Genomic DNA, 25,254 nt, shown 5'->3' on the forward strand with positions numbered 1-25,254 from the left:
ATGCACAGTTTCTGAAACCCCGCTCAACCAATCGGTTGGCGGGGTTTTTTGTGTTGCACCATACGATAGTGATGCATGAATATCATTTAAATCGGCTAGATAGAAAATATGCTAGTAGATAATGGCAACGCTCATAAGGTGAGTTGTCCAAGATAAGTTGAGAATTCATTGGTAAGTAGTACTGATATCATACACTAGGAATTCAGAAGTTATCATTCGTTACTGGTATATATTTAAGGAGATTACGATATGAAGGGTAATAAAAATAAGGCTGAACAGAATTATGCTTTAGATGAGCAAGTTGGATTTCTGTTACGGCGTGCTTATCAGCGCCATACAGCTATCTTTCAAGAGCATATTCCGGACCAACATCTTACCTCTGCACAGTTTGCTGTTTTGGTTACGACACAGAAGCTTGGCCAAGCTTCTTTAGTTCAGATTAGCCATGAAGCTGCGATTGACCATGCAACGTTGCGTGACATCGTATCGCGTTTGAAAAAACGTGGATTGTTAAAGGTAGAGCAGGGTAAGCAAGACCGCAGACAGAAACTTGTTTCGCTTATGCCAGAAGGTGAAAAGCTTTTGCGCGAGACCATTCCAGTAGCACGGCAAGTGACAGATATGACGTTGTCTCCGTTAAATGAGTGTGAGCAGATTGCCGTGCTTCATATTTTGCAGAAATTATCTCATTGTGAAGAATAATACTGTCATATCAGCACTTTATTGACAGTTCAGAAATACGTTACGTCCACATCTATCGTTATAGAAAATCATAAAAACATAACTGGTTTTTGTGTTTTGAGATTCTGATGATTTTCATAATTTGAAAATCTCACGATATCTCACACGAAGAACAAAGAATAATAAATACTAAAAATCAATACGTTACGAAAAAACGTAACGATAATGAAATTATTCCCTTGACGTTTTTACGATCCTCCCTGAACATCCATATATCGCGTATACGCTATTAAGTCTGTAATTTTACTGCTGGTCGGGAGAGTTAATATGTCAGGTGGAGTTCGTATAGGCATTGCAGGGGCAGGGCTTGGTGGCGTTGCAGCGGCAGGGCTACTGGAAAAAGCTGGTTTTGATGTTGTTCTGTTCGATCAGGCTCCCGCGTTTTCTCGGCTGGGTGCGGGTATTCAGTTCGGGCCCAATGTCCTTAAAATTCTCGCTACTTTAGATGGCTTGGATAAAAAGCTAGAAGAAATTTCATGTCTTCCTGATTATTGGGTTAGCCGTAAGTGGGATGATGGTACAGTTATGGCCAAAATTCCGCTTAATGCTGAGCGGGAACGTTATGGTGCTCCTTATATTACAATTCATCGTGGTGATCTGCATCAGGCCATGCTGGACTGTGTAAGCCCAGAACGTGTGAAATGGGGCCATAAACTGGTCGATTTTACAGATGATGGACAAGGCGTTACGCTGAATTTCGAAAACGGTGCTTCAGAAAAGGTTGATATCCTTATTGGTGCTGATGGCATAAATTCACGTGTGCGCGAAAAAATCTTTGGTCTTGATGAGGCTGTTTATACTGGATGGATTGCACATCGTGCCATTATTCCGGGTGCAGCTGCAAAAAGCTTAGGCGCAGATCTGAATGCAAAGTGGTGGTCTGCTGATCGGCATATCGTGTGCTATTATCTAGATAAGAACGAAGATGAGTTTTATCTGGTAACTGGGGAGCCAGCAGAATGGACTTCTCGGGCTGGACAGTTGCCCAGTTCGCGTGAAGCATTGCGTGAAGCATTCAAAGGCTTTCATCCAATGGTTCAGGGCTATATCGACGCGACTGACGTTGTCACCAAATGGCCCCTCAAGACACGCGCACCACTTCCAGTTTGGTATCAGGGTCGTTCAGTATTGCTGGGGGATGCTTGCCACCCAATGAAGCCGCATATGGCGCAGGGCGCAGCCATGGCAGTGGAAGACGCTGCCGTTTTGGCCCGGTGCCTTGCTGAATTAGGTACAAAGGATCTGGAACGTACATTCCGCTCTTATCATGAGGCACGAAAAGAGCGTGCGACCAAGGTTCAGAGCATTTCTAATGCAAATACATGGCTACGGCAGCCAGAAGACCCTTACTGGTGTTACGGTGACAATATCTACGATCTGACAATCGAATAACCGTAGAAAAGAGGAGGGACGTTATGGCAGCCAGCGTCTTTCTAACAGTTAATGGCTGCCGTCATGCAATTACGGCAGCAGGAAATACACCGCTTCTTGCAATTTTGCGTAACGATTTGGGGCTGAATGGCCCCAAATATGGCTGCGGTTTAGGAGCATGTGGCGCCTGCACGGTGCTGATGGACGGGAAAGCTGCACGTAGCTGTGTGGTCTCGTTAAATGCTGCAGCAAAGTGCAAAAACATTGTGACACTGGAAGGGCTTTCTCCCGATGGAAGCGATCCTGTGCAAAAAGCTGTGGTTGCAGCGCAGGCAGCACAATGTGGCTACTGCCTAAACGGTATGGTCATGACATTGCGGGCATTTTTAGATGCAAATCCGCACCCTGATGAAGACGCATTGAAAGCTGCCTTGCGCTACAATCTTTGTCGTTGCGGTACTCATGTAGAAATTATGCGCGCTGCACGTATTGCAGCCGGTTTAGAAAAGGAGGATAGCGGAAAATGACCGGTGTGCTCCAGATATTCCGGAAATCTCTCCCTCCTAAAGGACTTTCTGCACGAGGGGAATTTATCCCGCGGGATGAGGTTCTGGTTCAGATTGAAGAAAATGGTCAGGTCTTAGGGTTTTGTGGGCATGTAGACCTGGGTACAGGTATTGCGACTTCCCTGGCTCAGATTGTTGCAGAAGAACTGGATGCAGATCCTAAGCATGTCCGGATGGTGCTGGGGCATACTGATCGCACTCCTGATCAAGGAGCGACGATTGCAAGTGAGACTATTCAGGTTTCGTCTCGTCCATTACGTCGCGCAGCGGCACAGGCCCGCAAGCTATTATTGAAGCGTGCAGCACAGCTTACAAACTCTCCTGTTGAATCCTTATCTTTTCGAGATGGAAAACTGATAGGATCTCAGTCTCAAACGGCAGATTGGGGCATGGGGGATATTGTACGTGGTGTCCAAATTCGTGAGGAATTGGATGACACGACGCCGGTGAAGTCTCCATCGGAATATCGGTTGGTAGGGCGGAGCCATCCACGCGTCGACATTCCAGATAAAGTAACGGGGCGCATGGTTTATGTGCATGATGTGCGCGTAGATGGCATGCTGCATGGCCGTGTTATTCGGCCTCCTTACGCGGGTTACGATCATGGTCCGTTTGTAGGACGTTCTTTACTGAAAGTAGATCGTGCCTCCGTGGCCCATATTGAGGGCCTTGTGGATGTGGTGGTGATTGGTGATTTTGTTGGGGTGGTTGCTGAGCGTGAAGAGCAAGCAATTGCGGCAGCAGAAGCGTTACAAGTGACATGGGCACCTATTGCCGTACCCGATCTTTCTGATCCGATTGAAGCTGTAAGGGCTAACCCGTACGAGCCGCGTGTCGTTCTGGATCGTGGGGATGTTGATGCAACGTTGAGCGAACTCTCTCATCGTCTGGATCGGGAATACCATTGGCCTTATCAGATGCATGGCTCTATTGGGCCATCTTGCTCTGTGGCATCTTGGCATGAAGGGCACCTGAAAGTTTGGTCTGGTACGCAAAACCCCCATATGCTGCAGGCCGATATTGCTTTGTTAATGGATCTACCAGTAACAAATGTAACGGTTATCCGGCACGAAGCAGCAGGGTGTTACGGGCGTAATTGTGCGGATGATGTAGGGGGGGATGCCGCTCTTCTTTCTCGTGCAGTGGGACGGCCTGTTCGCGTTCAGCTTTCACGTGCTCAGGAACATGTTTGGGAGCCTAAAGGTGCGGCCCAGCTAGTACGTATTCAAGGTGGCTTGGATGCCCATGGCGCACCTGTCGCCTATAATCTGGATACAAGTTACCCGTCCAATGTGTCGCCGTTGCTGGCGCTGGTTCTTACGGGGCAAGTGCCCGCGGAAGTGCCTACTGTGGCTCAGATGGGGGATAGAACGTCTATTCCCCCCTATGATTACGCGAATGCACGGGTCACAGTAAAAGATATGCCCCCTTTGGCGCGGGCTTCGTGGTTTCGTGGCGTGTCTGCACTGCCCAACAGCTTTGCGCACGACAGCTATATTGATGAGCTGGCAGCAGAGGCAGGTGTAGATCCGCTAGAATATCGCCTGCGCTACCTGCCCGATACACGTGCAGCAGAACTCCTTAAAGCCACAGCGGCAAAAGCTGGGTGGGAGCCGCAGACACAACCACCACAGGTTGATCCAAAGGAACGCATCCTGCGTGGGCGTGGATTGGCCTATGCGCTGTATGTTCATGGGCCTTTTCCCGGCAAACCTGCCGCATGGTCTGCATGGGTGGCTGATGTTGCGGTTGATCGTCTTACGGGGGAAGTAAGCGTTACGCGTGCTGTGGTCGGGCAAGATGCCGGGTTGATGATCAATCCGGCCGGTATTCGTCACCAACTGCATGGCAATGTCGTGCAGTCTACAAGCCGTGTACTGACAGAACAGGTTACGTTTGACAAGACAGGCGTAGAAAGCAAGGAATGGGGCGGATATCCGATTATTCAATTCCCGGATATTCCTGAAATCAACCCGGTGTTGATGGATCGTCCCGAGGAACCGCCTCTCGGAGCGGGAGAGTCCACATCCGTACCCAGTGCCGCCGCCATTGCAAACGCAATATATGCTGCTACTGGCGTACGTTTTCGGGATGTTCCGTTTACACCTGAAAAAGTCAAAACACGCCTGGATGAAGCGCTTGGGCCGTTAGAGCGTCCTTCCGTTGTGCCTTTGGCGCCGTTGTCTTCTCATGGAGAGACGGCCCGTCCGGCTATGGCAAGCCAAGGGTGGAAAGGATTGCTACGTAAGGCTGGGTTAGGAGCAGCTTTGGCTGTGGTTGGCAGTGCATTGGCAACAGTTTTGCCATGGCGTGCGCCTATTGCTCCAGTAGCTCCCCCAGTGCCCGGTATGTTTTCTGCGGAAATTATCGCCAAAGGTAAACAGGTTGCAGCAGCAGGGGATTGTGCTGTTTGCCATACAGCTCCGGGTGGTAAGGAAAATGCCGGTGGTTTTGCGTTAGAAACACCATTTGGCACAATTTATTCTACCAATCTCACGCCAGATCCTAAAACAGGTATTGGTCAGTGGTCTTATGCTGCCTTTGAACGCGCCATGCGTGAAGGGATTAGCCGAGATGGCAGGCATTTGTATCCTGCCTTTCCATACACAGCATTTGCAAAAACAAGTGATGCAGACATGCAGGCGCTTTACGCTTACCTGATGTCGCAGGAACCTGTAGAGCAGAAGCTTCCCAAAACGTCATTGAAATTCCCGTATAACTTACGTTTTTCCATGGCCGGGTGGAATACGCTGTTTCATAGCACAGCACCGTTCGTGCCGGATCAGAACCGTTCAGAGCAGTGGAATAGGGGAGCATATCTGGCGGAAGGTTTGGGTCACTGTTCTGCATGCCATACGCCACGGAATGCTTTGGGGGCAGAGCGCTGGAAAACAGCTTATCTAGCTGGAGGAGAAGCTGAAGGATGGGTTGCTCCCGCATTATCTTCGCTGTCACGTTCTCCTCTGCCGTGGAGCGAAGATGACCTTTACGCCTATTTGCGCACTGGATTTAGCCCCAATCATGGCCCTGCTGGCGGCCCTATGGCACCTGTTGTGCACGCCATGGAAGACCTGCCAGATGAAGATGTACGTGCCATAGCCCATTACATCGCCTCTTTTGATACGCGGCATACAGCAGAAGCTGCACCAGCCTTACGGCAACAGATACTGGCTCGCACTGCAGATCTTCAATCCATGGAGAAAGGAGAAGGTGCGCGTATCTACAATTCAGGCTGTGCAGTGTGCCATGAAGGAGAAGGGGCGCATCTGTATGGAGCACGTCCTCAGTTGGCTCTGAACAGTAATGTATGGGCCGATACGCCAGACAATCTTATTCGTGTAGTGCTTGATGGTGCACCATCACCAGCACATCAGGCAGCCAACATGATGCCAGCTTACCGTAACCTGTTGTCTGATCGGCAGATTGCGGAAGTCGTGGCTTTCCTACGTCGCACCATGGCTCCGGAAAAGGGGGAATGGAGCGATCTTGTTGCTCGGGTTGCGCGCATTCGTGCGGAAGGAGGGCACTAAGCCATGTGTCTTTTACCTTTTGTCCAGCAGCGTCACACCGGAACGCCTTTTTTAGGGGAGCATTCCAATGCCCGTAAGTGATTTTGAACTCGTCCAATCATGGCGTCAGGTTCTGGATCTTTGCAATTTGCAAAGCGGCCAGAGTGTTACGATTCTGACCTCAATAGGCACAAATGCACAAACCTTGCGCTGTGCTATTCTTGCGGTGCAGGAAAAAGGTGCCATTGCCAATCGGCTTGATTTACAGCCGACCAACGGCGGCACCTCGCTTTCACGAGATCCTTTGGCTTATGTTGGCACAACACCGCTTACCGGCAATCGGGCCGCAGTGGAAATGCTAAAGGCCAGTGATCTTGTGCTGGATCTTATGACATTGCTTTTTTCTGCTGAACAGCATGAGATTTTAGATGCTGGTGGGCGTATTCTGCTGGTTGTAGAGCCACCAGATGTATTGGTGCGTATGGCGCCTACGGCAGAAGATCGCACACGTGTTCTGGAAAATTCAGCACGGCTTAAAGCTGCCAAAGTTATGAAAGTTACATCTGCAGCGGGCACGGATGCTACGTTTGCGTTGGGGGAATATCCTATTCTGGAAGAATACGGTTTTGTAGATAAACCGGGCAGATGGGACCATTGGCCAAGCGGCTTTTTGGCAACATGGGCAAATGAAGGCTCGGCTGAAGGTAAGATTGTTCTGGCGCCGGGTGATATTCTTTTGCCACAGAAAAGTTACGTCACCGCTCCTATTACGTGTCACCTAGAAAAGGGATACGTGCGGGCTATTGAAGGTGGTTTTGAAGCAGACCACCTGCGTGATTATATGGAAAGCTTTCATGATCCCGAAGTTTTTGCAGTTTCGCATATAGGCTGGGGGTTACAGAACCGCGCACATTGGTCTGTGATGGGTTTTTATGATCGTGAAGCCAGCATCGGTATGGACCCACGTGCCTGTGCCGGTAATTTCCTATGGTCTACAGGCCCCAATAATGAAGCTGGCGGTGACCGTGACACGGCCTGCCATATCGATATTCCCATGCGTGATTGCACAGTAATGCTGGATGATGAAGCCGTAGTGCGAAATGGCAAACTGGTAGGAGAATCCTAATGACAACTGAAGATATGCGTGATGAGGCACGGTATCAGAAACAGGGTTTTGGTAACGAGATCGGTATTGTTGGAGGTATCGGTCTGTTAATCATTGATTTTGTCAATGGTTTTGCTGATCCGGAAGCGTTTGGTGGTGGGAATATTCCTCAGGCTATTGAACGTACGCAGGATCTGCTTGCATTTGCGCGCAAAAAAGGTTGGAAAGTTGCACATTCACGCATCGTTTTTGCAGATGATGGTGCCGATGCAAATATCTTTTCCCTAAAGGTTCCTTCCATGCTGGGGCTTACGGAAAACAATCCGTCCTCGGCTATTGTGCCAGAACTTGCACCGGTGGCGGGTGAATACGTTGTGCGTAAAACGGTGCCTTCTGCATTTGCTGGCACACCGCTTGCGGCCTGGTTTGTAAGTCATGGTGTGCAGACTGTGGTGGTGGCGGGGTGCGTAACATCGGGGTGTGTGCGTGCCAGTGTGCTGGACGCCATGCAGGCTGGTTTTCGCCCTGTTGTTATCTCAGATTGCGTAGGAGATCGCGCGATTGGCCCGCATGAAGCCAATCTGTTCGATATGGCCCAGAAGGTTGCAGACGTTATGCCGTTGGATACGCTGCTATCCCGTATTTCTAATTAATATTCAGGAGATTATTGAATTATGAGTGAAGAAAAATTTCTTTATGGTGCCAACGTATATGCCAATGGTATTCGTCAGCATTATCTACGGTATGGCGGGAAAGGTAAGCCGTTGGTGTTGGCTCCTGGCATTACCAGCCCTGCCATTACATGGGGGTTTGTAGGAGAACGGCTTGCTGCGGATCATGATGTTTACATTCTTGATATACGTGGGCGCGGTCTTTCTTCAACAGGTCCTGATCTGGATTATGATCTGGATAGCTATGCTGATGATGTTTTGGAATTCATCAAAGCTCTTGGCCTAAAGGATGTTACACTTATGGGGCATTCCATGGGGGCACGTATTGCCATTCGTGCAGCGCGCAAGAATTCAGCAGATCTTGGCCAGCTTATCTTGGTCGATCCTCCTGTGAGCGGCCCTGGCCGGCGCGCTTATCCTGCAAATCTGGACTGGTATACAGAATCTATCCGCCTTTCCCGCAAGGGGATGACTGCGGAAGATATGCAGCGCTTTTGCCCGACATGGACAGAGGAGCAGCGCCAACTACGTGCGGAATGGCTGCATACTTGTGATGAACTGGCAACACGCATTTCGTTTGAGAAGTTCCATACGGAAGACATTCATCAGGATCTTCCTCATTTGAAAGTCCCAACGCGTTTGGTTGTCGCAACACGTGGTGGGGTTATTCAGAAAGAAGACGAAGTTGAAATATCCGGTTTGAACGGTGCCATTGAGATCGTGCACGTTGAAAACGCGGGGCATATGATCCCGTGGGATAATGAAGAAGGCTTTTATAGCGCTGTTGCTGTAAAATAGCTTTAACTTTGAAGCTGCTGAATAAAGCAGGGGCTTTAAGGGGTCACTCATTTTATGGGTGACCCACCTTTACTTTCCTCACAAGAGGTTCTGATGAAGAACATTTATCGTATCGGGCAGATTGTTCCCAGTTCTAACATTACAATGGAAACCGAAATTCCTGCACTGTTAAAGCTGCGTGAAAATATTCGGCCAGAACGGTTTACGTTTCATTCTGCACGTATGCGCATGAAAACAGTGAGCAAAGATGAACTGGCCGCCATGGATGGACAGTCAGATCGTTGTGCGCTTGAACTGAGCGATGCAGCCTTGGATGTGCTGGGATATGCCTGCCTTGTTGCTACCATGTCTATGGGGCCAGGCTATCATCGTGTTTCGGAAAAGCGTTTGCATGAAAGAACAGTTGAAAATGGGCATCCTGCACCTGTTATTACCAGTGCAGGGGCGCTTATTGATGGCCTGAAGGTTATCGGCGCCAAAAAAATTGTGGTTGTAGCCCCTTATATGCGGCCTTTAACTGAACTTGTGGTGGATTACATCAGCCGCGAAGGTATTGAAGTTATTGATTACGTAGCACTGGAAATTCCTGATAATCTGGATGTGGGGCGTCATGATTGCCAGCGTTTGCCAGAGATCGTGAAGGGGCTACGTTACCAGGATGCCGATGCAGTTATTGTTTCGGCTTGTGTGCAGATGCCTTCGCTACCCGTTGTTTCCATGGTTGAAGCTATAACCGGCAAACCAACGTTAAGCGCGGCTGTAGCAACTACATATGCCATGTTGAAAGCTATGAAGTTGGAAGCAATAGCACCTGGTGGCGGCGCACTTCTTTCTGGCGCATACTAAATACAGAGGTGGAGAGGTTAAATATGCTTTCCTCTCCACACAAAATTTCAAATATCGTTCATAAAATATGGTGTTTACACTAAAATTGCGTAAGCATGGTTCTTTTCATATATAAAAATAATTTCGCATACATGCGAAGTGTAAATACATATTACTTTGTAAAGTAGACAAAACAAATAAAATTATCATTTCTGATTTTCTCAATGGGTTAAATTTTCTGTGTGGTACCGCGTTGCGTAAAGGACACAGCAGAAAATAATGTTTCGATAAAGAAATATAATCTTTACAATTATGGTGTGTACGCGACTATCTTACTCATATCGGAATCGCAATAAATTTCTCAGGTGGTGCGGGGCTGTCTGTTGGAAATTTCTTGCTGGTAATATGTGATCTGGAGTGCTCATGCGAAGTGTTGCTGTTTCCGGGCAGACTAGCCGTTCCGAGCCGAGCGGGAACAGGCTGTTTAGTACAATGGCGTGGCGTATTCTGCCGCTACTTTTCCTTGGTTTTTTGGCATCTTATCTGGATCGGGTGAATGTTGGATATGCCAAACTGCGTATGCTTTCTGATCTGGGGATGAGTGAAGCTGCGTATGGTTTGGGTACGGGGTTATTCTTTTTGGGGTACATTTTGTGCGAAGTCCCCAGTAACCTGATGTTGGTTAAATTTGGTGCACGTAATTGGATTGCCCGTATCCTTGTGACATGGGGATTGTGCTCCGGCCTGATGATGTTTGTGCATACACCCACGCAGTTTTATGTTCTGCGTATTCTGTTAGGTGTTGCAGAAGCAGGTTTTATGCCAGGTGTTCTGTACTATTTGGCATTGTGGTTTCCGCCGCAGTATCGCTCCAAAGTCACTGCGGCTTTTATGGCAGGTATTCCTTTAGCCAGTGTGATTGGTGGCCCTGTATCTGGGCTGTTGATGGAAGGGTTGAATGGTGTAGGCGGCTATGAGGGTTGGCGTTGGCTTTTTTTCTGGGAAGCATTGCCTCCGGTACTTATCGGAATAGCTGTTTTTCTGTTTTTGCCAACATCACCAGATAAAGCAACATGGCTTACTGCATCAGAAAGTGAATGGCTGCGCCGTGAAAACCCGCTGTCTTTCAATAAGGTTAGTCTTTCTGTCAGTATTGCTGCTGCATTCCGTAGCCCATGGGTATGGCTCTTGGGTATTGTAGATGGAACGTTACTTCTAGGGTTGTATACAATTGCTTTTTGGACACCTTCATTGCTGCATGATGATGGTATTCGTTCTACCTTTCAGATTGGTTGCTTGAGCGCTATCCCGCAAATTGGTGCTGTCGCCAGCATGATTCTGATTGGGCGGAGTTCCGATGAACGTGGTGAGCGCCGGTGGCATATTGTTCTTCCTATTGTTGTGGGAAGTATTGCAATGGCGTGTATTCCGTTGTGCATGGGCAATCCATTTGTTGCTATTGCCTGTATTACAGCCGCTAATATGGGTATTCTTGGCGCGCTACCACCTTTTTGGGTGTTGCCGTCCCTGATGCTTAAGAGCCTGAATCAGAAAGCGGTTTGATTGATTTTTCGCAGAACTCTGCGGATATGGGCAATCATCAACCACGCGTGGGATGACGAGATTGTTGCCTCGACATCCTTCGTGAGGCGACGGCAGCGTCCGAGCCATGCAAAGCTGCGCTCCACGATCCAGCGTTTGGGCAGGACGACGAAGCCTTCGGCCCGATCGCTACGCTTGACGATCTCGATCGTCCATCGGCCGAGTTCAGCCAGCGCACCACGCAACTTCTCGCCGGCATACCCGCCGTCACCGATCAGATGGCGAAGCCAGGGAAACAATGAGCGTATTCTGGTCGCTACCAGCGGCGCGCCATCACGATCCTGAATGTCGGCGGGATGCACGACGGCTGCCACGACATGACCCAGCGTATCGGTCGTGATATGCCGCTTGCGGCCCCTGATCTTCTTGCCCGCGTCATAACCGCGTGGACCGCCGTTTTCAGCAGTTTTAACCGACTGGCTGTCAATAATGCCTACCGAAGGCGTGGCGTCTCGCCCGTCCTGCTCACGCGACAGGATCACGAGAATATGGTTTATCGCTTCCCATCGTCCCTCGCGGATCCAACGGTAGAAATAGCCCTGCACGGTCGTGAAGGCGGGAAAATGACGAGGCAATTGTCGCCACTGGCAACCCGTAGTGACGATATAGAGGATCGCCTCCATGACCCGGCGCAAATCCGTACGTCGTGGTCTCCCCAGTCGTTTCTTCTCGGGCATCAAAGGCGCAATCAGCGCCCACTCCGCATCGCGAAGGTCGCTTGCATACTCCAGGTCGTCCCGGCGATACTGCGCGCGGGTGATTTCAGTCCAAGCCATCTTGATCTCATCAGGTTATCGCAAACCCATGAATCATAATCCACTGAAATCACTCAACTCATTTTCGGTCAGACACTAAGGGAAATAGTGCTGCAGTTGGGTTAGCGTTGGCAGGTTCTATAGCCAATATAGCAGGCTTTTTTGCAACGGCTTTGGTGGGTTATGCCCGTAGCGTTACGGGGGATATGTCCGGCGTGATCTGGCTTTTTGCAGGTTTGGTGCTTCTTGGCGGGCTTTCGGTTCTAATGATTCCGAAAAGCAACATGAAGTAATTACAATTTACTTTCTCATATATCAAATACAGAATGATAAATTTTATTCTGTATTTGAAAACTACAGGTGATGGGACTGTCCGGAACAGGGTTTCCGTGACACAAATAGGAAAATAACGTGATGCAGAACACGGGTTTACACGCAGTCTCTTTTTCCTGTCGTGCTACAAAATTCATGGGTTGTTGTGGTGTTTTTGGTGGGCTATTACCAAGTCTGGTATTTGCTGAACCACAACACACCGAAAAGATGGAGCAAGTCGGAAACTTTTATTTTGTTAAAGGAAACAGGCATTATTACGATGCTGCTCACGCACCTACGCAGCCTGGAGTGCCAAGGTTTGTACCGGCTCCTAATGGGGGGGATGGGCCTGTTGCCCCTAATGGCAAAGGAGCACATTCCATTTTGCCGCAACCTTACTTCTTTTCCCTCCAATTCAAACCAGTAGCACAGGGGGGAAAGTTTCTTGCTGATCACGGTGTTTATTTTAATGGCTGGAATATATCACAGTTGAATGCCAACGTTGGCGGTGGGTATAAAAACGGTTCTGCTTATACCAACTGGGCATTGTTGGGTCTAAACCTTGATATGCAGAGGATAGCCGGTATTCCGGGTGGCCAGATGCATTTTATCATCGATGATGTGGCCGGGCAGGGGCGGAGTTGGGAGTATAATGCCTCGGACTGGTCATGGATCAACACATGGGGCAACCATGATGGGTTGCAGGTGCGTGAATTTACGTGGGACCAAGAGCTTTTTAATAAACACCTTTTTATTCTAGCAGGCCGCTCAAACCCGAAAGGTGGCGAGTTTGAAGGTTCGGAACTGTACTGCCAGTTTGCAACCTTCCTTTGTTCATCACCAACAACGTTTACAATTGATGGTTCATCTCCATCATTTACGGTTTCATCGTGGAGCGCACGTGTGCTGATCAAGCCCACAGCTTCTACGTATATTAAAGGCGGTATCTGGGAAGTAGAGCCTTGGGTGCGTGCCAAAAACCATAATGGTTGGCCTGGGCCAGACTGGGGGTTTGATAAGGCAGAAGGGGAATTTATCCCCGTTGAAGCCGGATATCATACGGACTTTACAACAGATAAGTATCCGCGGGCTTATAGCCTTGGTTTTACCTATGATACCTCTATTTATAGTGATCCGCTGTATAACACCGAGCATCAGGTTTACGCGTTAGCAGGGGGCAAAGCACAACCAAGGCGCGGACGTACAACGGTATATGCACAAGCCCAGCAGATGATCTGGAAGCCAGATCCGAATGATACACGAGGGCTTATTGTGTTCGGATCGGCAAACTTTCTGACATCGGGAGATGGCACAGTAAGAAATGGCTTTGTGGCAGGCCTGTTTGATTGGGGGCCTTTCCGTTCACGCCCAAGGGATTATGTAGGCCTCGTGTTCCAAAGTTATCTATGGAACCGTAAAGTTGTGCATTCCATGAACGCATCTTTGCAAGCCGAGGGTTATCGTAACCAATGGAATAGTTCAGAAACCATGATGGAATTGAACTATGGTTTGAACGTTGCCCCCGGTGTTATGGCAACGCCTTATTTTGAATATATCTGGAACCCAGATCAGCTTGCATCTTCCAGAGTGTTGCCGAATGTTAAATATGCAGCACAGGTTGGCCTGATGGTTAATTTTGAAATCAACCCCGGCCTCAACCTTCCTGAACTACATAGATATAGAAAGTAACATGCTATATTCATAAGGTCATTTTCTGGATTTTGAATAAGTATGGAGAATGTTCTGGAAAGCTAAATTATGCTTTCCAGCATTCCTCATTTCCTTATCGCCTCAAGGAGGAAACTTGACCAATACCTGCCGGGAAACACGGAAAAGAGTTTCTCGTAACCAGCGATGCACTGGATCCATGTCACGGCGTGGGTGCCAAGCCTGAAAAGCTTCTACAGATGGAAGCGAGAGCGGAAATTCAAAAGATGTGAGCCCCAGAGCATCTTGGGAGATATGATCAATCACAATGCCCGGTAAAGGCAGAATGAGATCTGTATTTTTCATGCTTTCTATCATTGCATGGTAATTGGGCACGACCATCGCAATCCTGCGTGTGAGCCCATATTGATTACGCAGCATCCAATCAATAGGGCCTTGTGCCCGCCCCCGGCGTGAAACGCTGATATAATCGTAGCGCACCATGCTTTGAGGTGTGATTGGCTCAGCCAGAATGGGGTGTCCTTTACGCACAAGGCCCCGCATGTAGTCTCGGAAAATAGTCTGGCGTCGTATTTCGGGCTTCATCATGTCTGTGGCGCCGATGTACAAATCTACACTGCCATCGCGCAGTGGATCAGATGCCGCGGCATCAAGCTCGGGCGCCCAGATTACTTCACATTGGGGGCAATCCTTTTTCAATGCCTCCAAGAGTGGAAGCGCCAGTGCGGCCACAACCAGATCATTCGCCCGAAGGGTAAAGGTAGGCGCCATGTTGGCCAGATTGGCGAGTGCGCGTGTTTCTATCAGGCTGTCTGCGGCCACAACAACATCCTGCACGCGGCTGAGTATGCCAGCGGCAAAGGCTGATGGCGTCATGCGTCGGCCAGATTGCACCAGAATGGGATCAGCAAACGCTTTGCGTAATTTGGCAAGCTGGCGGCTCATGGCCGGTTCGCTGACTTTTAGCCGACGTGCGGCGAGAGAGACGCTTTCTTCTTCGATAAGCACCTGAAGGTAGCGTAGCAGGTCGAGATCATAACCTTTCATCCCTCCAGAAATAGATGTTGATTTATGGAATGACCAGAATTTTCTATTCCGAAAATCGAATTCGTCACTTATCAGAAATGGGGGTTGTCGGAGACGCAGTGGGCCGCTTGAAGTGCGTGTATGAACAACGCTGCTCCTGCACAAGGGGTTGGTGCACCGGTTATTCATGCCGCGCCACCACGCCCTTCCTACATTCCCCCTTTTGGCCTGCGTACTGTTATTGGCTGTTTGGGTATGCTGCTTGCCGTGCATGTTGCAGGGTTTAATGAGCATGTGACCGAGATCGGGCTGTCCGATATTCGGGGTGCCATGCACATCGGCCACGATGAGGGCACGTGGGTTATTGCGATTTATGAGGCGTTCAATATTGCAGCCATGGCGTTTACGCCGTGGTTTTATATGACGTTCTCAATCTATCGCTTTTCCATTTTCATGACAGCCGCCATGGCGCTGCTTTCCATACCGGCCCCCTTTATGCCGGACGTGACATCGCTTTGCATTCTGCGCGCTTTTCAAGGTTTAACAGCAGGTTGCCTGCCGCCTGTGCTGATGACCGTGATGCTAAAATACCTTCCTCCAGAAATTCGGGTATTTGGCATTGGGGGATACGCCATGAGCGCGACCTTCGGCCCTAATCTGGGTTTGCCGTTAGAAGCCTTCTGGTTTGAGCGCATGGGGTGGCACTGGCTGTATTGGGAAATTATTCCAACAGCAGCGTTAGCTATTGCGATGATGGCCTATGGTCTGCCGAAAGACCCAATGCATTTTGAGCGGTTTGAAAAATTCAACTGGCTTGGGTTGCTGGTAGGGCTGCCAGCCATCTGTTCTTTGGTGATTGTACTGTATCAGGGAGACAGGCTGGACTGGTTCCGCTCTTCCGTTATTACGGATCTGACATTCTGGGGAGGAGCCGCATTTATTGTTTTTGTGATTAACGAGGCCTTTCATCCCAGCCCCTATTTTCGCATTCAATACTGGCGATCCCGTAATATTCAGGCGGCTCTGCTTTCCTTGGTGGGTATTCTCGCCATTTGTGCGATTATGGGGGATATTCCTGCCACTTATCTGTCTGCTGTGCGTGGGTATCGGCCCATTCAAACGGCTCCGGTATCTTTGGTTGTGGCGTTGCCGCAGCTTATCATGCTGCCGTTGATTGCTGCTTTTTGTAACAGTCGTAAGGTGGATTGCCGCTTTGTGCTGGCGGGTGGCATGTTGTGTCTGGCTGCTTCTGCATGGTTGGGCACATGGCTGACTGTGGATTGGGTGCGGGATAATTTTTATCCGCTGCAAATTCTTCAGGTTTTTGGCCAACCCATGACGGTTATTCCCACCCTTATGCTGGCAACCCTTGCCATGGGGCCAGCCGATGGCCCGTTTATTTCTGGTATGGTCAATATGCTGAAAGGGTTGGCCAATGCAGTGGCTTATGCACTGTTTGCCGCCTTAACCCGTAGGCGGGAGCAATATCACTCCACAATGTTGCTTGATCATCATGGCACACATGGCTTGGCCTTGCAGGGGATGGGCAACCCCATTACGCAGCAGCTTTCTGTTACATCGCCAGATAGCGCGCATGTTGCACGTAACTCACTGCAAGTTTTCCATACTTATGTGCACGAGCAGGCGCTCGTTCTGGCACTGAACGATATCTATTATGTGCTGATCTGGGTTTGCCTTGGTTATGCCTGCATGAATCTTATTCTGCCGCGCCGTGTGTATCCGCCGCGCGCGCCTTCCCCCAATACTCCAGCCCGCTAATCCGGAATACAGATTATGATCTATAAAAAACCGCTGCTTTACGCTGGCTGTGCCGCTGCTGTACTTGCCCTTGTTGCATGGGGTGGTTCGCGGTTGATCAATGGTGATGGTATCAACCAATATACCAATGATGCGTACGTAACGGCAGATTTTCCTACAGTTGCCCCCAAGGTTTCAGGCCGTATTGACAGGGTAATTGCGCAGGATAACCAGCTTGTTCATGCTGGTGAAGAACTGGCGCATATTGAAGATGATGATTACCGTGCAGCCTTGGAAGTGGCAAAAGGCAATACGCTGGCGGCGCAAGGTGATGTCGCTAATCTGGAAGCCGAACTTGGCCGGCAGGATGCTGTTATTGCGCAAGCACGTGCAGCTGTGTTGGCAGATCAGGCAGCGTTGATGTTTGCTCGGCAAAACGCCACCCGGTATCGCAATCTGTCTTCTGGCGGTGCGGGCACAATTGAACAAAAGCAATCTTCTGAAGCACAGGAAAAAGAGGCAGCTGCGGCCATAGCCCGAGATCAGGCAGGAGTGGATGCGGCTGTTCGGCAGGTTGCTGTTTTAAAAGCCCAGCTTCAGCGTGCCCGTGGCGTTTTGCTGCGTATGCAGGGGGATGAAAAACAGGCAGAACTCAACCTGTCTTACTGTAGCATTCCGGCTCCAATGGATGGCGTGGTGGGTGAGCGTGGCGTGCGTGTAGGGAATTATGTGCACCCTGGCACGGGTATTTTGGCTGTTGTGCCTGTTCATGAAGCTTATGTACTGGCCAATTTTCAGGAAACGCAGCTTACAAAAGTGCAAACCGGCCAGAGTGCGACTGTCTGGGTAGATACATTTCCCGGCCATCCGCTTAAAGCTCATGTGGATTCATTGGCGCCAGCCACGGGTGTCGCTTTTGCACCTATTCAGCCAGATAACGCGACGGGTAACTTCACCAAGGTTGTGCAGCGTATTCCCGTTAAACTGACGTTTGATCCAGACCAGCCGCTTGCGGCAAAGGTGCGTGTTGGTATGTCTGTTGAGGTGAATATTGATACGGCATCAAAGCCAGAAGGCCCGCATGCCAATAACCTACGTTATATCTGGCAGTAATGTCATGAAGCGTCTTTTTCTTTCCGGCTTGTCTGTAATCGCGCTTTCTGGCTGCACAGTCGGGCCGAACTATCATAAACCGCAGGTTAAGGCGCCAGCAGATTGGCGTGCCACACAACCGCCAGCAGAAAGCCAGATTACAACGGCGTCCACAGATCCGCAGTGGTGGACACTGTTTCATGACCCGGTGCTGACAAAGCTGGAAAATGAAGTTGCAGCCTCTAATCTGGATCTTAAAGCCGCCAGTTTGCGTTTGATGCAAAGCCAGGCAGAGCGGCGGATTGCCAGTGCTGCACAGTTTCCGCATGCAGAAGCCAATGCATCTTATGGGCGAGAACGGGCCAGCACCAATGGTGTGCTGGGTTTGCTGGGCACCATGGAGCGCGAACAGGCGGGGTCTATTGCATCCGGCTCTCAAGGTTTTGGGCCAACCGCCTTGCCCGGTAGTGTGGGGAATCCATCATTCAACTTGCCTCAATACGGTATGAACGCATCGTGGGAAGTGGATTTCTGGGGGCATGTGCGCAGGCAAGTGGAAGCAGCCACAGCAGCCATGCACGAAACGGAAGAAATGCGGCGTGATATTCTGGTGTCTCTTATGGCGGAGACCGCACAGGATTATATAGATTTACGCGCCACACAAACGCAGATTGGCATTTTGCAACATAATATCCAGGTTGCAAAAGATAGTGTCAAACTCACAACATTGCGGTTTGAGCAAGGTGCCGCAACACGCTTGGATGTGGCGGAAGCTACAGGGCAGCTTCATACATTTCAGGCACGCTTGCCGCCTTTGCAGGCGCAGGCAACACATATGCTGAATGCTCTGAGCTTTCTGGTTGCGCGTGAACCGGGCGCATTGGATGCAGAACTTGGGCCACCAGGGCCAATCCCGCTTGTGCCTGCTTTGGTGCCGGTTGGTTTGCCATCTGAACTGGCAGAACGCCGGCCAGATATCCGTATGGCGGCAGATCATTTGCATGCTGCTACAGCCAGTATTGGTGTGGCCATTGCAGATTTCTTTCCGCGTGTCACACTGTCTGGCAGTTTGGATGTGCAGGCACTTCAGTTTAGCGGGTTAGGATCTTGGGCATCACGCCAGTATGGTTTTGGCCCCACGGCAACATTACCCTTGTTTGAAGGTGGACGTCTGACAGGCCAGCTGCATTTGCGCAAGGCGCAGCAGAAGGAAGCTGCCACCATGTTTCAGCGCACGGTTTTAAAGGCGTGGCAGGAAATTGATGATGCCATGGCCGATTTTGCGGCGGCTCAGCATCAGCGTGATGAATTGGCTGAAGCCGTGCATGAAAACGAAATTGCAGTGGATACAGCCAAGGCCCAATATGTGCAGGGGTCATCCGATTTCTTAAATGTGCTGACATTGCAGAATGCACTTCTATCTTCTCAAAGCGCATTGGCAGATGCCACGGCCCGCGTGGCAGGGTCTGTTACGCATCTTTACCGTGCGGTTGGTGGCGGCTGGGAAGGGATATACCCAGAAAAAACAAAAGCAAGAAAACATGTGTGAGATTGACCTATGATAACAATCAGACGAGCAGACACTCTGGGGAATGCGCATTCAGATACGTTAATACTCCGCTGCCATTTTGCATTTTCTGATTATCAAGATCCAGCACATACCCATGATGGACGCTTACGTGTGCTTAACCTTGGCACACTTAAGCCAGCGCAGGTGTATCATCTTGGGCCAGAAGCCAATGTAGATATTCTCACATGGCTACCTGCGGGAGATATAGTCAGTAATGCAGATGGTTTTGAGCAGGAAAAAGTAGGGCAGGGCGGACTACATCTTTTAAGCACCGGTACTGGCTGTAAAAGACTGGAATGGTCTGCTGGCCCAGAGGGTGCCACGTTTATTCAGTTCTGGTTTATGGCTGATGTAGAAGGTGTGCCCCCTGCGCAGGAAGTTCGTGCAAGTTTTCCTCAATTGGAAGATGGAGGTTTTAGAATTCTTGCATCAGGATTTCCTGAAGATGATCCGGAAGAAGAGGGACAGATTACGGATGGTGCACCTGTTACCTTAACGGCTCGGGCCCGTCTGTTACATGCCATTATACCAGCGGCGGAGGGGGCTGCTTACAGTACCACGTTGGGGCGCGATCTTTATCTGCTGGTTGTATCAGGTATTGTGACAATAGACGGGTACGTTCTGCATTGTGGTGATGCCGCGGCAATAACCGACCAGCAGGATATAGTTGTGATTGCGCAGGAAAAAGCAGAGCTTCTTTTGGTCGATGTAGCAGCTAGGTAAATATAAGGGGGCTCAAGTATCAGGATGTTTAAGCCCCCTTATGTAACACCATACGCCTTCATCTTTCTTGCAAAGGAAAGGCGTATGGTTGTGCATGCTTTATAACAGTTCCAGCACAATATCAGCCGGACGGCAGGCTTTTGCGCCTTTGGGTGTAACCACAACGGGGCGATTGAGAAGCTTGGGGTGTGTTGCAATAGCATCAAGTATCTGATCATCGCTGATACCGGGCGCATTAAGCCCCAGTTCCTTACATAAAGCTTCCTTGCTGCGCAAAATGTCACGCGCACTCAACTTTCCTTTGGCAAGAATGTTTTCCAATTCTGCGCGGGTTGGTGGCGTTTTTAGATAAAGGATAATGTTCGGTTCAATTCCTGCATCTCGAATAAGGCCCAAAACTGTGCGTGACGTGCCGCAGGACGGGTTGTGGTAAAGAGTGACAGACATAGGTGCATCCTAAAGAGTGAGGCCTCAATTATGATATTTGAGGGTATCATGGCACGCAAATAGAGTGGGATAGAGAAAGAATGTCGCCCTTGTTAGGCATAAAAAATTGGCTCGGCCAACGGATAACCAAAAAATCCGGGTCATGGTCGGATATGCTGGCGGGGCTTTCTCTGGCTTCCATGAATATTCCTCAGGTTCTGGGGTATGCCCGTATTGCTGAAATGCCTGCTGTATGTGGGTTATATACAGTGTTGTTTCCATTGGTGGCGTTTGCCTTGTTTGGCTCATCACGCCACCTCGTGGTGGCGGCAGATTCTGCCACAGCAGCCATTTTTTCCAGCGGCCTGTCAGAAATTGTTTCGCCCGGCAGCGCCAAATATATGGAACTGGTCAGTGCGGTAGCTCTCCTTAATGCGGGATTTCTGCTGGTTGCACGCTTATTTCGCTTGGGTTTTCTGGCAGATTTTTTGTCTCGCACTGTGCTGGTGGGCTTTTTGGCGGGTGTGGGTGTGCAGGTGGGCTTAAGCATGTTGTATGACATGACAGGCTTAGTCTCGTCTTCCCACAATACACTGGTGCAGGCGATAGGGTTGTTCCAAGGCTTTGGGCAAATGCAAGGGTTAAGTATGGCCATTGCCAGCCTGAGCTGTGTGGTGCTGTTGGCTGGCGCAAGGCAGAAGCCTCATTGGCCAGTAGGCCTGTGTGTTGTGGTGGTGAGTATTTTGTGTAGCTGGGGGCTGGATCTGCAGCATTACGATGTTGCTATTCTGGGCAGCATACGTGGTGGCTTGCCGGCGTTTTCCATACCTCTTCCTGGCTGGCATGATATGCTGGCCCTGCTACCCATTTCTGCATCCTGTGTTTTTGTTATTATTGCACAAAGTGCTGCTACATCACGTGCCTTTGCAAATATCTTTCATGAACATGATGATGAAAATGCAGATATTGTGGGCTTGTGTGCAGCTAATGCAGCGGCGGCCTTAACCGGCACATTTACGGTGAATGGCAGCCCTACGCAAACGGCTATGGCCGTGCAGGCTGGTGCAAGATCACAAACGGCACAACTCGTTTTTGCTGCGGTAACGGCCTGTGTGCTTTTGTTTTTTCCTGCCCCTTTGCAGTATCTTCCTCGCTGTGTGTTGGGTGCCATTGTGTTTTGCGTAGCCGTGCGGATGATAGATATTCAGGCACTTAATGGTATCCGCCAAGAAAGCCCCGGAGAATTCCGTTTGGCGCTGGTCACAGCTGCCACGGTTGTAAGTGTAGGGGTAGAGCAGGGTATCTTTATTGCTATTGCGCTCTCTCTGTTTCGGCACGTGCGGCATAGCTATATGCCGCATACATTGATAATGGCACCAGAAGCTTCCACCGGAATGTTGGAAGCGGAAGCGGTAGCACCCGGAGAGCAAAGTATGCCGGGTATTATTATTTATCGTTTTTGTGCTGACCTGTTTTATGCAAATTGTAATTTGTTTGCAGATGATATTACAACGCTGATTTCATCTGCGCCGGATCCGGTAAAATGTGTTGTGGTAGATTGCAGCGCCATTACCGATATTGATTACTCAGCAGCACAGGTTGTGCGGGATGTTTTGCAAAGACTGCATGCGCGCGGAATTACCGTTTTGTTCGGGCGTGTTGCTCCATTCTTTCTAAAAGATATGGAGCGCCACCATATTACTGCCGTGCTTGGAAAAGAGAATATTTACATGCAACTGCATACGGCACTGGCGAGCGCGCGTAAGCTGTGTGATGGCGCAAAAGCTTTATAATTTCTGCACACCTTGCCAGATCATGTAAATGGCCACGATAAAAATAATACAGGCAAAAACTGTTGTAAGATGATTGGAAGATCCAGACATGCGACGGGCTGTGCGCGTGCCAAACAGGCTGCCAAGTGCTCCGCCTAAAATGAACAGGGCAGCTAGTTGCCAATCTATATAGCCAGAAAGCATATAGCTTAAAGCTGTACTAAACCCAAAAGCGGAAACGGCAACCAGAGATGTGCCTACGGCATTGAGAATGGGCATGCCGGTAGAAGCAATAAGGCCAGGCACAATCAGAAAACCGCCACCAATGCCAAAAAAGCCAGAAAGCAGACCGGTGCCAAGGCCATAGCCCATAACTTTGGGGGCATTATGCCTGTTACAGCTTGCTCCTTGGCAGCCAACGTTATGCCGCCCGCGAAGCATAAGAATACCTACGCCAATCATCAGCAGAGCAAAAAACAAAAGCAGCTTTTTGCCATCAATTGTTTTGCCAAAGGCTGCCCCGATAAACGCGCCAGCTATCCCACAAGATGCAAAAATACCTGCGCAGCGCCATTTTACCGTATGGTTGCGGGCATGCTGTGCCAGCCCCACCAATGCGTTTATAGCGACTGCTAACGCACTGGTGCCAATAGCTACATGGGGATTTTTCACCCCTACCAAGTATACCATAAGTGGCACAGCCAGAATGGATCCCCCGCCACCGATTAATCCCAAAGTGAAGCCAACCAGAACGCCAGACATAAGTTCCAGCAGGAGATGGGCAGAAAATAAGGTGAGCATGCGGGGTATCCAGAAAAGATCAGTAAATTTTAGAGCTTGTTGATGGGGATCTTGATGTAGCTGGTGCCATTATCTTCCGGCTCTGGCATGTGCCCTCCGCGGATATTAACCTGCACGGAAGGCATGATCAGGTTGGGCAGGGCGAGCGTTGCATCGCGCGATGTGCGCATGTTTACAAAATCATCTTCACTCACACCTTCATGCACATGCACATTATGCGCGCGCTCTGCGCCAACTGTGGTTTCCCATGCATAGGTATCACGGTTTGGGGCCTTATAATCGTGGCAGAGAAAAAGGCGTGTTTCTGCTGGCAAGGTGAGAAGGCGGCGGATAGAGCGATACAGCATGCGGGCATCCCCACCGGGGAAGTCTGCGCGGGCCGTGCCATAATCTGGCATGAACAATGTATCGCCAATAAAGGCGGCATCACCGATAACAAAAGCCATATCTGCGGGAGTGTGGCCCGGCACATGCAATGCTATGGCGTTCAGGTTGCCCAGCTTGAACTGTTCACCATCTTTAAAAAGATGATCAAACTGAGATCCATCACGGGCAAATCTGGTATCGGCGTTAAAGATTTTTCCAAAAACTTCCTGCACCTGCACAATGTTGGCACCAATACCCAGTTTGCCGCCCAGTTGTTCCTGCAACCATGGCGCGGCAGAAAGGTGATCAGCATGCGCATGTGTTTCTAGTTGCCACGCAACCTTCAATTTTTCAGCACGCACATAATCTACAATGTCTTGGGCGGAATCGTATTTAATGCGGCCAGAAGCTGGATCATAATCCAGCACACTATCAATAACTGCGGCTGTCAGGGTTTGTGGGTCATGCACCACATGGCTGGCCGTGAAGGTTTTTTCATCAAAAAAGGTTTTTACAACAGGCCGTTGTTCGGGGTGTTGCACAGCCATCAGAATCTGCTGGGTGGCTGTGGCGATAGCTGGATCTGACATGAGGGAAACTCCCAACAGTTTATTATTTTAAGTAAACATGAATATACACTTTAATTAAGAATGAAAGCGTCTTGCGTCAAGGGAAAGAATGCGCGTAAACACTGCTGCTATGAATGACCGCATCATAGATACCAGTCAGTTGGAGCCGGTAGTGGCCGCACCCAGAATTGGAGACATGGCTCCAGATTTTATGGCGCGGACAACCCAAGGCATGCTTACGTTAAGCGCATTGCGTGGGCAGTGGGTGCTACTGTTTTCGCATCCGGCAGATTTTACGCCGGTTTGCACCAGTGAGTTTATTGCGTTTGCACAAGCTGCTGCGCAATTTGCTGCCATGAATTGTGCATTGGTGGGCCTTTCCGTAGATAGCCTACCCGCCCATCTTGCATGGATTGAGGCCATACGGGAAAGGTTTGATGTAAGGATTCCTTTCCCTGTGGTGGAGGATCCTTCCATGGCTATTGCGCGGGCCTATGGCATGCTGGATCCAACGGCCCGGAATAGTGCAACGGTGCGCAGTGTGTACATGATTGACCCACAAGGTATTGTGCGGGCCACAACCTGCTACCCCATGACTGTTGGCCGGTCTGTAGCGGAACTGCTGCGTTTGCTTGCTGCCCTTCAACGTGTGGATGAAGGTGATGTGCTGACACCAGAAGGTTGGACACCCGGAGGGCACGTGGTGCTGCCCACAGCGCAAACTCAGGAAGCCGTCATGCAGGCCGGGCCATCCTGGTTTATGTGTTTAAAGCCTGATCAGGGGCGGTAAGCTCATGGGGGAAATGTCTTTAGACGAAGCAAAACAGTTGGTGGAGCAGCTCAAGCTGTTTGCGCAACCGCAGCGGCTCATGATTCTGGATGCGCTTTTGCAGCATGGGGCGCTGGCTGTGGGGGAACTGGAAAGCAAAACCGGAATCGGGCAGCCGACTCTCAGCCAGCAATTGGGTACGTTAAGGCGTTCTAACCTGATTGTGCCACGTCGCGAATCGCGAACGATTTACTATAGCTTGCAGAGCGAAGATGAAGCCTTGCGGGTAAGGATTCTGATTGGTCTTTTAAAAGGTGACAAAGGCCTGCTGTCCGCCACGCATGAAATTGCAGATAAGCTTGGGACAAAATCGACCAAAAGAAAAGACCAGATCCTTCGGGAAGAAGGCGCGCAATTTGCTTTTGTGCAGCCACCACAGCTACCGCGCCGCTTCTAGAG

At 49.9% G+C, this 25,254-nt stretch carries 22 protein-coding genes and 1 pseudogene; 18 read left to right on the forward strand and 5 right to left on the reverse strand.

Translation table 11 applies throughout. The features are described from left to right. The first annotated feature begins 249 nt into the window (after window positions 1–249). The 9 genes from APA10_RS05510 (at window position 250) to APA10_RS05550 (ending at window position 11,149) form a co-directional block, all read left to right on the forward strand. Window positions 250–702 (forward strand): MarR family winged helix-turn-helix transcriptional regulator, encoded by a 453-nt coding sequence (locus APA10_RS05510; protein ID WP_003624743.1) that lies wholly within the window; start codon window positions 250–252, stop codon window positions 700–702. Window positions 703–1,008: 306 nt separating this feature from the next. Continuing rightward, complete coding sequence (locus tag APA10_RS05515; RefSeq protein ID WP_003630229.1) at window positions 1,009–2,133, forward strand: FAD-dependent monooxygenase; 1,125 nt, start codon at window positions 1,009–1,011, stop codon at window positions 2,131–2,133. Window positions 2,134–2,156: 23 nt separating this feature from the next. Further along, a complete protein-coding gene (locus APA10_RS05520; protein WP_003630230.1) occupies window positions 2,157–2,639 on the forward strand; it encodes a (2Fe-2S)-binding protein in 483 nt (160 codons plus the stop codon). After that, window positions 2,636–6,208: a molybdopterin cofactor-binding domain-containing protein gene (locus APA10_RS05525; protein ID WP_003630231.1), complete on the forward strand. Its 3,573-nt coding sequence runs from the start codon at window positions 2,636–2,638 to the stop codon at window positions 6,206–6,208. Before APA10_RS05520 ends, APA10_RS05525 begins: the two co-directional genes overlap by 4 nt. A 67-nt stretch (window positions 6,209–6,275) precedes the next feature. After that, window positions 6,276–7,313, forward strand: a complete 1,038-nt coding sequence (locus APA10_RS05530) for a hypothetical protein (RefSeq protein ID WP_003630232.1) — start codon at window positions 6,276–6,278, stop codon at window positions 7,311–7,313. Next, a complete protein-coding gene (locus tag APA10_RS05535) occupies window positions 7,313–7,945 on the forward strand; it encodes an isochorismatase family protein (RefSeq protein WP_003624738.1) in 633 nt (210 codons plus the stop codon). The genes APA10_RS05530 and APA10_RS05535 overlap by 1 nt, the downstream gene beginning before the upstream one ends. Before the next feature lie 21 nt (window positions 7,946–7,966). Then, complete coding sequence (locus tag APA10_RS05540; RefSeq protein WP_003630235.1) at window positions 7,967–8,761, forward strand: alpha/beta fold hydrolase; 795 nt, start codon at window positions 7,967–7,969, stop codon at window positions 8,759–8,761. A 93-nt stretch (window positions 8,762–8,854) separates the two neighbouring features. Next, window positions 8,855–9,607: a maleate cis-trans isomerase family protein gene (locus tag APA10_RS05545; protein WP_456303871.1), complete on the forward strand. Its 753-nt coding sequence runs from the start codon at window positions 8,855–8,857 to the stop codon at window positions 9,605–9,607. A 402-nt stretch (window positions 9,608–10,009) separates the two neighbouring features. Beyond that, window positions 10,010–11,149: an MFS transporter gene (locus APA10_RS05550; protein WP_250698525.1), complete on the forward strand. Its 1,140-nt coding sequence runs from the start codon at window positions 10,010–10,012 to the stop codon at window positions 11,147–11,149. On the opposite strand, the gene APA10_RS05555 is transcribed toward APA10_RS05550, so the two are convergent. Beyond that, the gene (locus APA10_RS05555; protein ID WP_035366909.1) at window positions 11,134–11,964 is read right to left on the reverse strand and encodes an IS5-like element IS1032 family transposase; all 831 of its coding nucleotides are present in this window, start codon (window positions 11,962–11,964) and stop codon (window positions 11,134–11,136) included. The two genes, APA10_RS05550 and APA10_RS05555, sit on opposite strands and share 16 nt — an antisense overlap. A 77-nt stretch (window positions 11,965–12,041) precedes the next feature. Here APA10_RS05555 and APA10_RS14850 point away from each other — a divergent pair. Together APA10_RS14850 and APA10_RS05560 are read left to right on the forward strand one after the other, a co-directional pair. Further along, window positions 12,042–12,236 (forward strand): annotated as a pseudogene (locus APA10_RS14850) (MFS transporter); the annotation flags it as partial. Between the two features lie 328 nt (window positions 12,237–12,564). Continuing rightward, entirely contained in the window at window positions 12,565–13,944 is a 1,380-nt protein-coding gene (locus APA10_RS05560) for a carbohydrate porin (protein WP_003630241.1), read from the forward strand. Window positions 13,945–14,046: 102 nt separating this feature from the next. Here the strand turns inward: APA10_RS05560 and APA10_RS05565 are convergent, their stop codons facing one another. After that, window positions 14,047–14,970: a LysR family transcriptional regulator gene (locus APA10_RS05565; protein WP_003624733.1), complete on the reverse strand. Its 924-nt coding sequence runs from the start codon at window positions 14,968–14,970 to the stop codon at window positions 14,047–14,049. 120 nt (window positions 14,971–15,090) lie between these two features. On the opposite strand from APA10_RS05565, the gene APA10_RS05570 reads away from it, so the two are divergent. The 4 genes from APA10_RS05570 to APA10_RS05585 are packed head-to-tail and all read left to right on the forward strand — an operon-like array spanning window position 15,091 to window position 20,092. Continuing rightward, complete coding sequence (locus tag APA10_RS05570) at window positions 15,091–16,728, forward strand: MFS transporter (protein WP_003630242.1); 1,638 nt, start codon at window positions 15,091–15,093, stop codon at window positions 16,726–16,728. Window positions 16,729–16,743: 15 nt separating this feature from the next. Beyond that, complete coding sequence (locus APA10_RS05575) at window positions 16,744–17,820, forward strand: HlyD family secretion protein (protein WP_003630243.1); 1,077 nt, start codon at window positions 16,744–16,746, stop codon at window positions 17,818–17,820. Between the two features lie 4 nt (window positions 17,821–17,824). Next, the gene (locus tag APA10_RS05580; RefSeq protein WP_003630244.1) at window positions 17,825–19,348 is read left to right on the forward strand and encodes an efflux transporter outer membrane subunit; all 1,524 of its coding nucleotides are present in this window, start codon (window positions 17,825–17,827) and stop codon (window positions 19,346–19,348) included. A gap of 9 nt (window positions 19,349–19,357) precedes the next feature. Continuing rightward, window positions 19,358–20,092, forward strand: coding sequence for a pirin family protein (locus APA10_RS05585; RefSeq protein ID WP_035366023.1), 735 nt, complete (start codon window positions 19,358–19,360; stop codon window positions 20,090–20,092). Between the two features lie 99 nt (window positions 20,093–20,191). Here the strand turns inward: APA10_RS05585 and arsC are convergent, their stop codons facing one another. Continuing rightward, a complete protein-coding gene (gene arsC / locus APA10_RS05590; RefSeq protein ID WP_003630246.1) occupies window positions 20,192–20,539 on the reverse strand; it encodes an arsenate reductase (glutaredoxin) in 348 nt (115 codons plus the stop codon). A gap of 80 nt (window positions 20,540–20,619) precedes the next feature. Here arsC and APA10_RS05595 point away from each other — a divergent pair, with 80 nt between their 5' ends. Next, entirely contained in the window at window positions 20,620–22,311 is a 1,692-nt protein-coding gene (locus APA10_RS05595) for a SulP family inorganic anion transporter (protein WP_035366024.1), read from the forward strand. On the opposite strand, the gene APA10_RS05600 is transcribed toward APA10_RS05595, so the two are convergent. Further along, entirely contained in the window at window positions 22,306–23,091 is a 786-nt protein-coding gene (locus APA10_RS05600) for a sulfite exporter TauE/SafE family protein (protein ID WP_003630248.1), read from the reverse strand. The genes APA10_RS05595 and APA10_RS05600 overlap by 6 nt on opposite strands. Window positions 23,092–23,120: 29 nt before the next feature. Next, the gene (locus tag APA10_RS05605) at window positions 23,121–24,047 is read right to left on the reverse strand and encodes an MBL fold metallo-hydrolase (RefSeq protein ID WP_003630250.1); all 927 of its coding nucleotides are present in this window, start codon (window positions 24,045–24,047) and stop codon (window positions 23,121–23,123) included. 88 nt (window positions 24,048–24,135) lie between these two features. Here APA10_RS05605 and APA10_RS05610 point away from each other — a divergent pair, with 88 nt between their 5' ends. Next, entirely contained in the window at window positions 24,136–24,816 is a 681-nt protein-coding gene (locus tag APA10_RS05610; protein ID WP_035366026.1) for a peroxiredoxin, read from the forward strand. Window positions 24,817–24,820: 4 nt separating this feature from the next. Beyond that, window positions 24,821–25,252, forward strand: a complete 432-nt coding sequence (locus APA10_RS05615; protein ID WP_003630255.1) for an ArsR/SmtB family transcription factor — start codon at window positions 24,821–24,823, stop codon at window positions 25,250–25,252. Window positions 25,253–25,254: the final 2 nt, after the last annotated feature.

It is taken from the genome of Acetobacter pasteurianus subsp. pasteurianus LMG 1262 = NBRC 106471, assembly GCF_000285275.1.
GTDB lineage: Bacteria > Pseudomonadota > Alphaproteobacteria > Acetobacterales > Acetobacteraceae > Acetobacter > Acetobacter pasteurianus.

What these genes read in the sequence shown, in the direction of transcription:
- APA10_RS05510 (WP_003624743.1), top strand. Translation starts at nt 250, where the DNA reads ATGAAGGGTAATAAAAATAAGGCTGAACAGAATTATGCTTTAGATGAG.
- APA10_RS05515 (WP_003630229.1), top strand. Translation starts at nt 1,009, where the DNA reads ATGTCAGGTGGAGTTCGTATAGGCATTGCAGGGGCAGGGCTTGGTGGC.
- APA10_RS05520 (WP_003630230.1), top strand. Translation starts at nt 2,157, where the DNA reads ATGGCAGCCAGCGTCTTTCTAACAGTTAATGGCTGCCGTCATGCAATT.
- APA10_RS05525 (WP_003630231.1), top strand. Translation starts at nt 2,636, where the DNA reads ATGACCGGTGTGCTCCAGATATTCCGGAAATCTCTCCCTCCTAAAGGA.
- APA10_RS05530 (WP_003630232.1), top strand. Translation starts at nt 6,276, where the DNA reads ATGCCCGTAAGTGATTTTGAACTCGTCCAATCATGGCGTCAGGTTCTG.
- APA10_RS05535 (WP_003624738.1), top strand. Translation starts at nt 7,313, where the DNA reads ATGACAACTGAAGATATGCGTGATGAGGCACGGTATCAGAAACAGGGT.
- APA10_RS05540 (WP_003630235.1), top strand. Translation starts at nt 7,967, where the DNA reads ATGAGTGAAGAAAAATTTCTTTATGGTGCCAACGTATATGCCAATGGT.
- APA10_RS05545 (WP_456303871.1), top strand. Translation starts at nt 8,855, where the DNA reads ATGAAGAACATTTATCGTATCGGGCAGATTGTTCCCAGTTCTAACATT.
- APA10_RS05550 (WP_250698525.1), top strand. Translation starts at nt 10,010, where the DNA reads ATGCGAAGTGTTGCTGTTTCCGGGCAGACTAGCCGTTCCGAGCCGAGC.
- APA10_RS05555 (WP_035366909.1), bottom strand. Translation starts at nt 11,964, where the DNA reads ATGGCTTGGACTGAAATCACCCGCGCGCAGTATCGCCGGGACGACCTG.
- APA10_RS05565 (WP_003624733.1), bottom strand. Translation starts at nt 14,970, where the DNA reads ATGAAAGGTTATGATCTCGACCTGCTACGCTACCTTCAGGTGCTTATC.
- APA10_RS05570 (WP_003630242.1), top strand. Translation starts at nt 15,091, where the DNA reads ATGAACAACGCTGCTCCTGCACAAGGGGTTGGTGCACCGGTTATTCAT.
- APA10_RS05575 (WP_003630243.1), top strand. Translation starts at nt 16,744, where the DNA reads ATGATCTATAAAAAACCGCTGCTTTACGCTGGCTGTGCCGCTGCTGTA.
- APA10_RS05580 (WP_003630244.1), top strand. Translation starts at nt 17,825, where the DNA reads ATGAAGCGTCTTTTTCTTTCCGGCTTGTCTGTAATCGCGCTTTCTGGC.
- APA10_RS05585 (WP_035366023.1), top strand. Translation starts at nt 19,358, where the DNA reads ATGATAACAATCAGACGAGCAGACACTCTGGGGAATGCGCATTCAGAT.
- arsC (WP_003630246.1), bottom strand. Translation starts at nt 20,539, where the DNA reads ATGTCTGTCACTCTTTACCACAACCCGTCCTGCGGCACGTCACGCACA.
- APA10_RS05595 (WP_035366024.1), top strand. Translation starts at nt 20,620, where the DNA reads ATGTCGCCCTTGTTAGGCATAAAAAATTGGCTCGGCCAACGGATAACC.
- APA10_RS05600 (WP_003630248.1), bottom strand. Translation starts at nt 23,091, where the DNA reads ATGCTCACCTTATTTTCTGCCCATCTCCTGCTGGAACTTATGTCTGGC.
- APA10_RS05605 (WP_003630250.1), bottom strand. Translation starts at nt 24,047, where the DNA reads ATGTCAGATCCAGCTATCGCCACAGCCACCCAGCAGATTCTGATGGCT.
- APA10_RS05610 (WP_035366026.1), top strand. Translation starts at nt 24,136, where the DNA reads ATGCGCGTAAACACTGCTGCTATGAATGACCGCATCATAGATACCAGT.
- APA10_RS05615 (WP_003630255.1), top strand. Translation starts at nt 24,821, where the DNA reads ATGGGGGAAATGTCTTTAGACGAAGCAAAACAGTTGGTGGAGCAGCTC.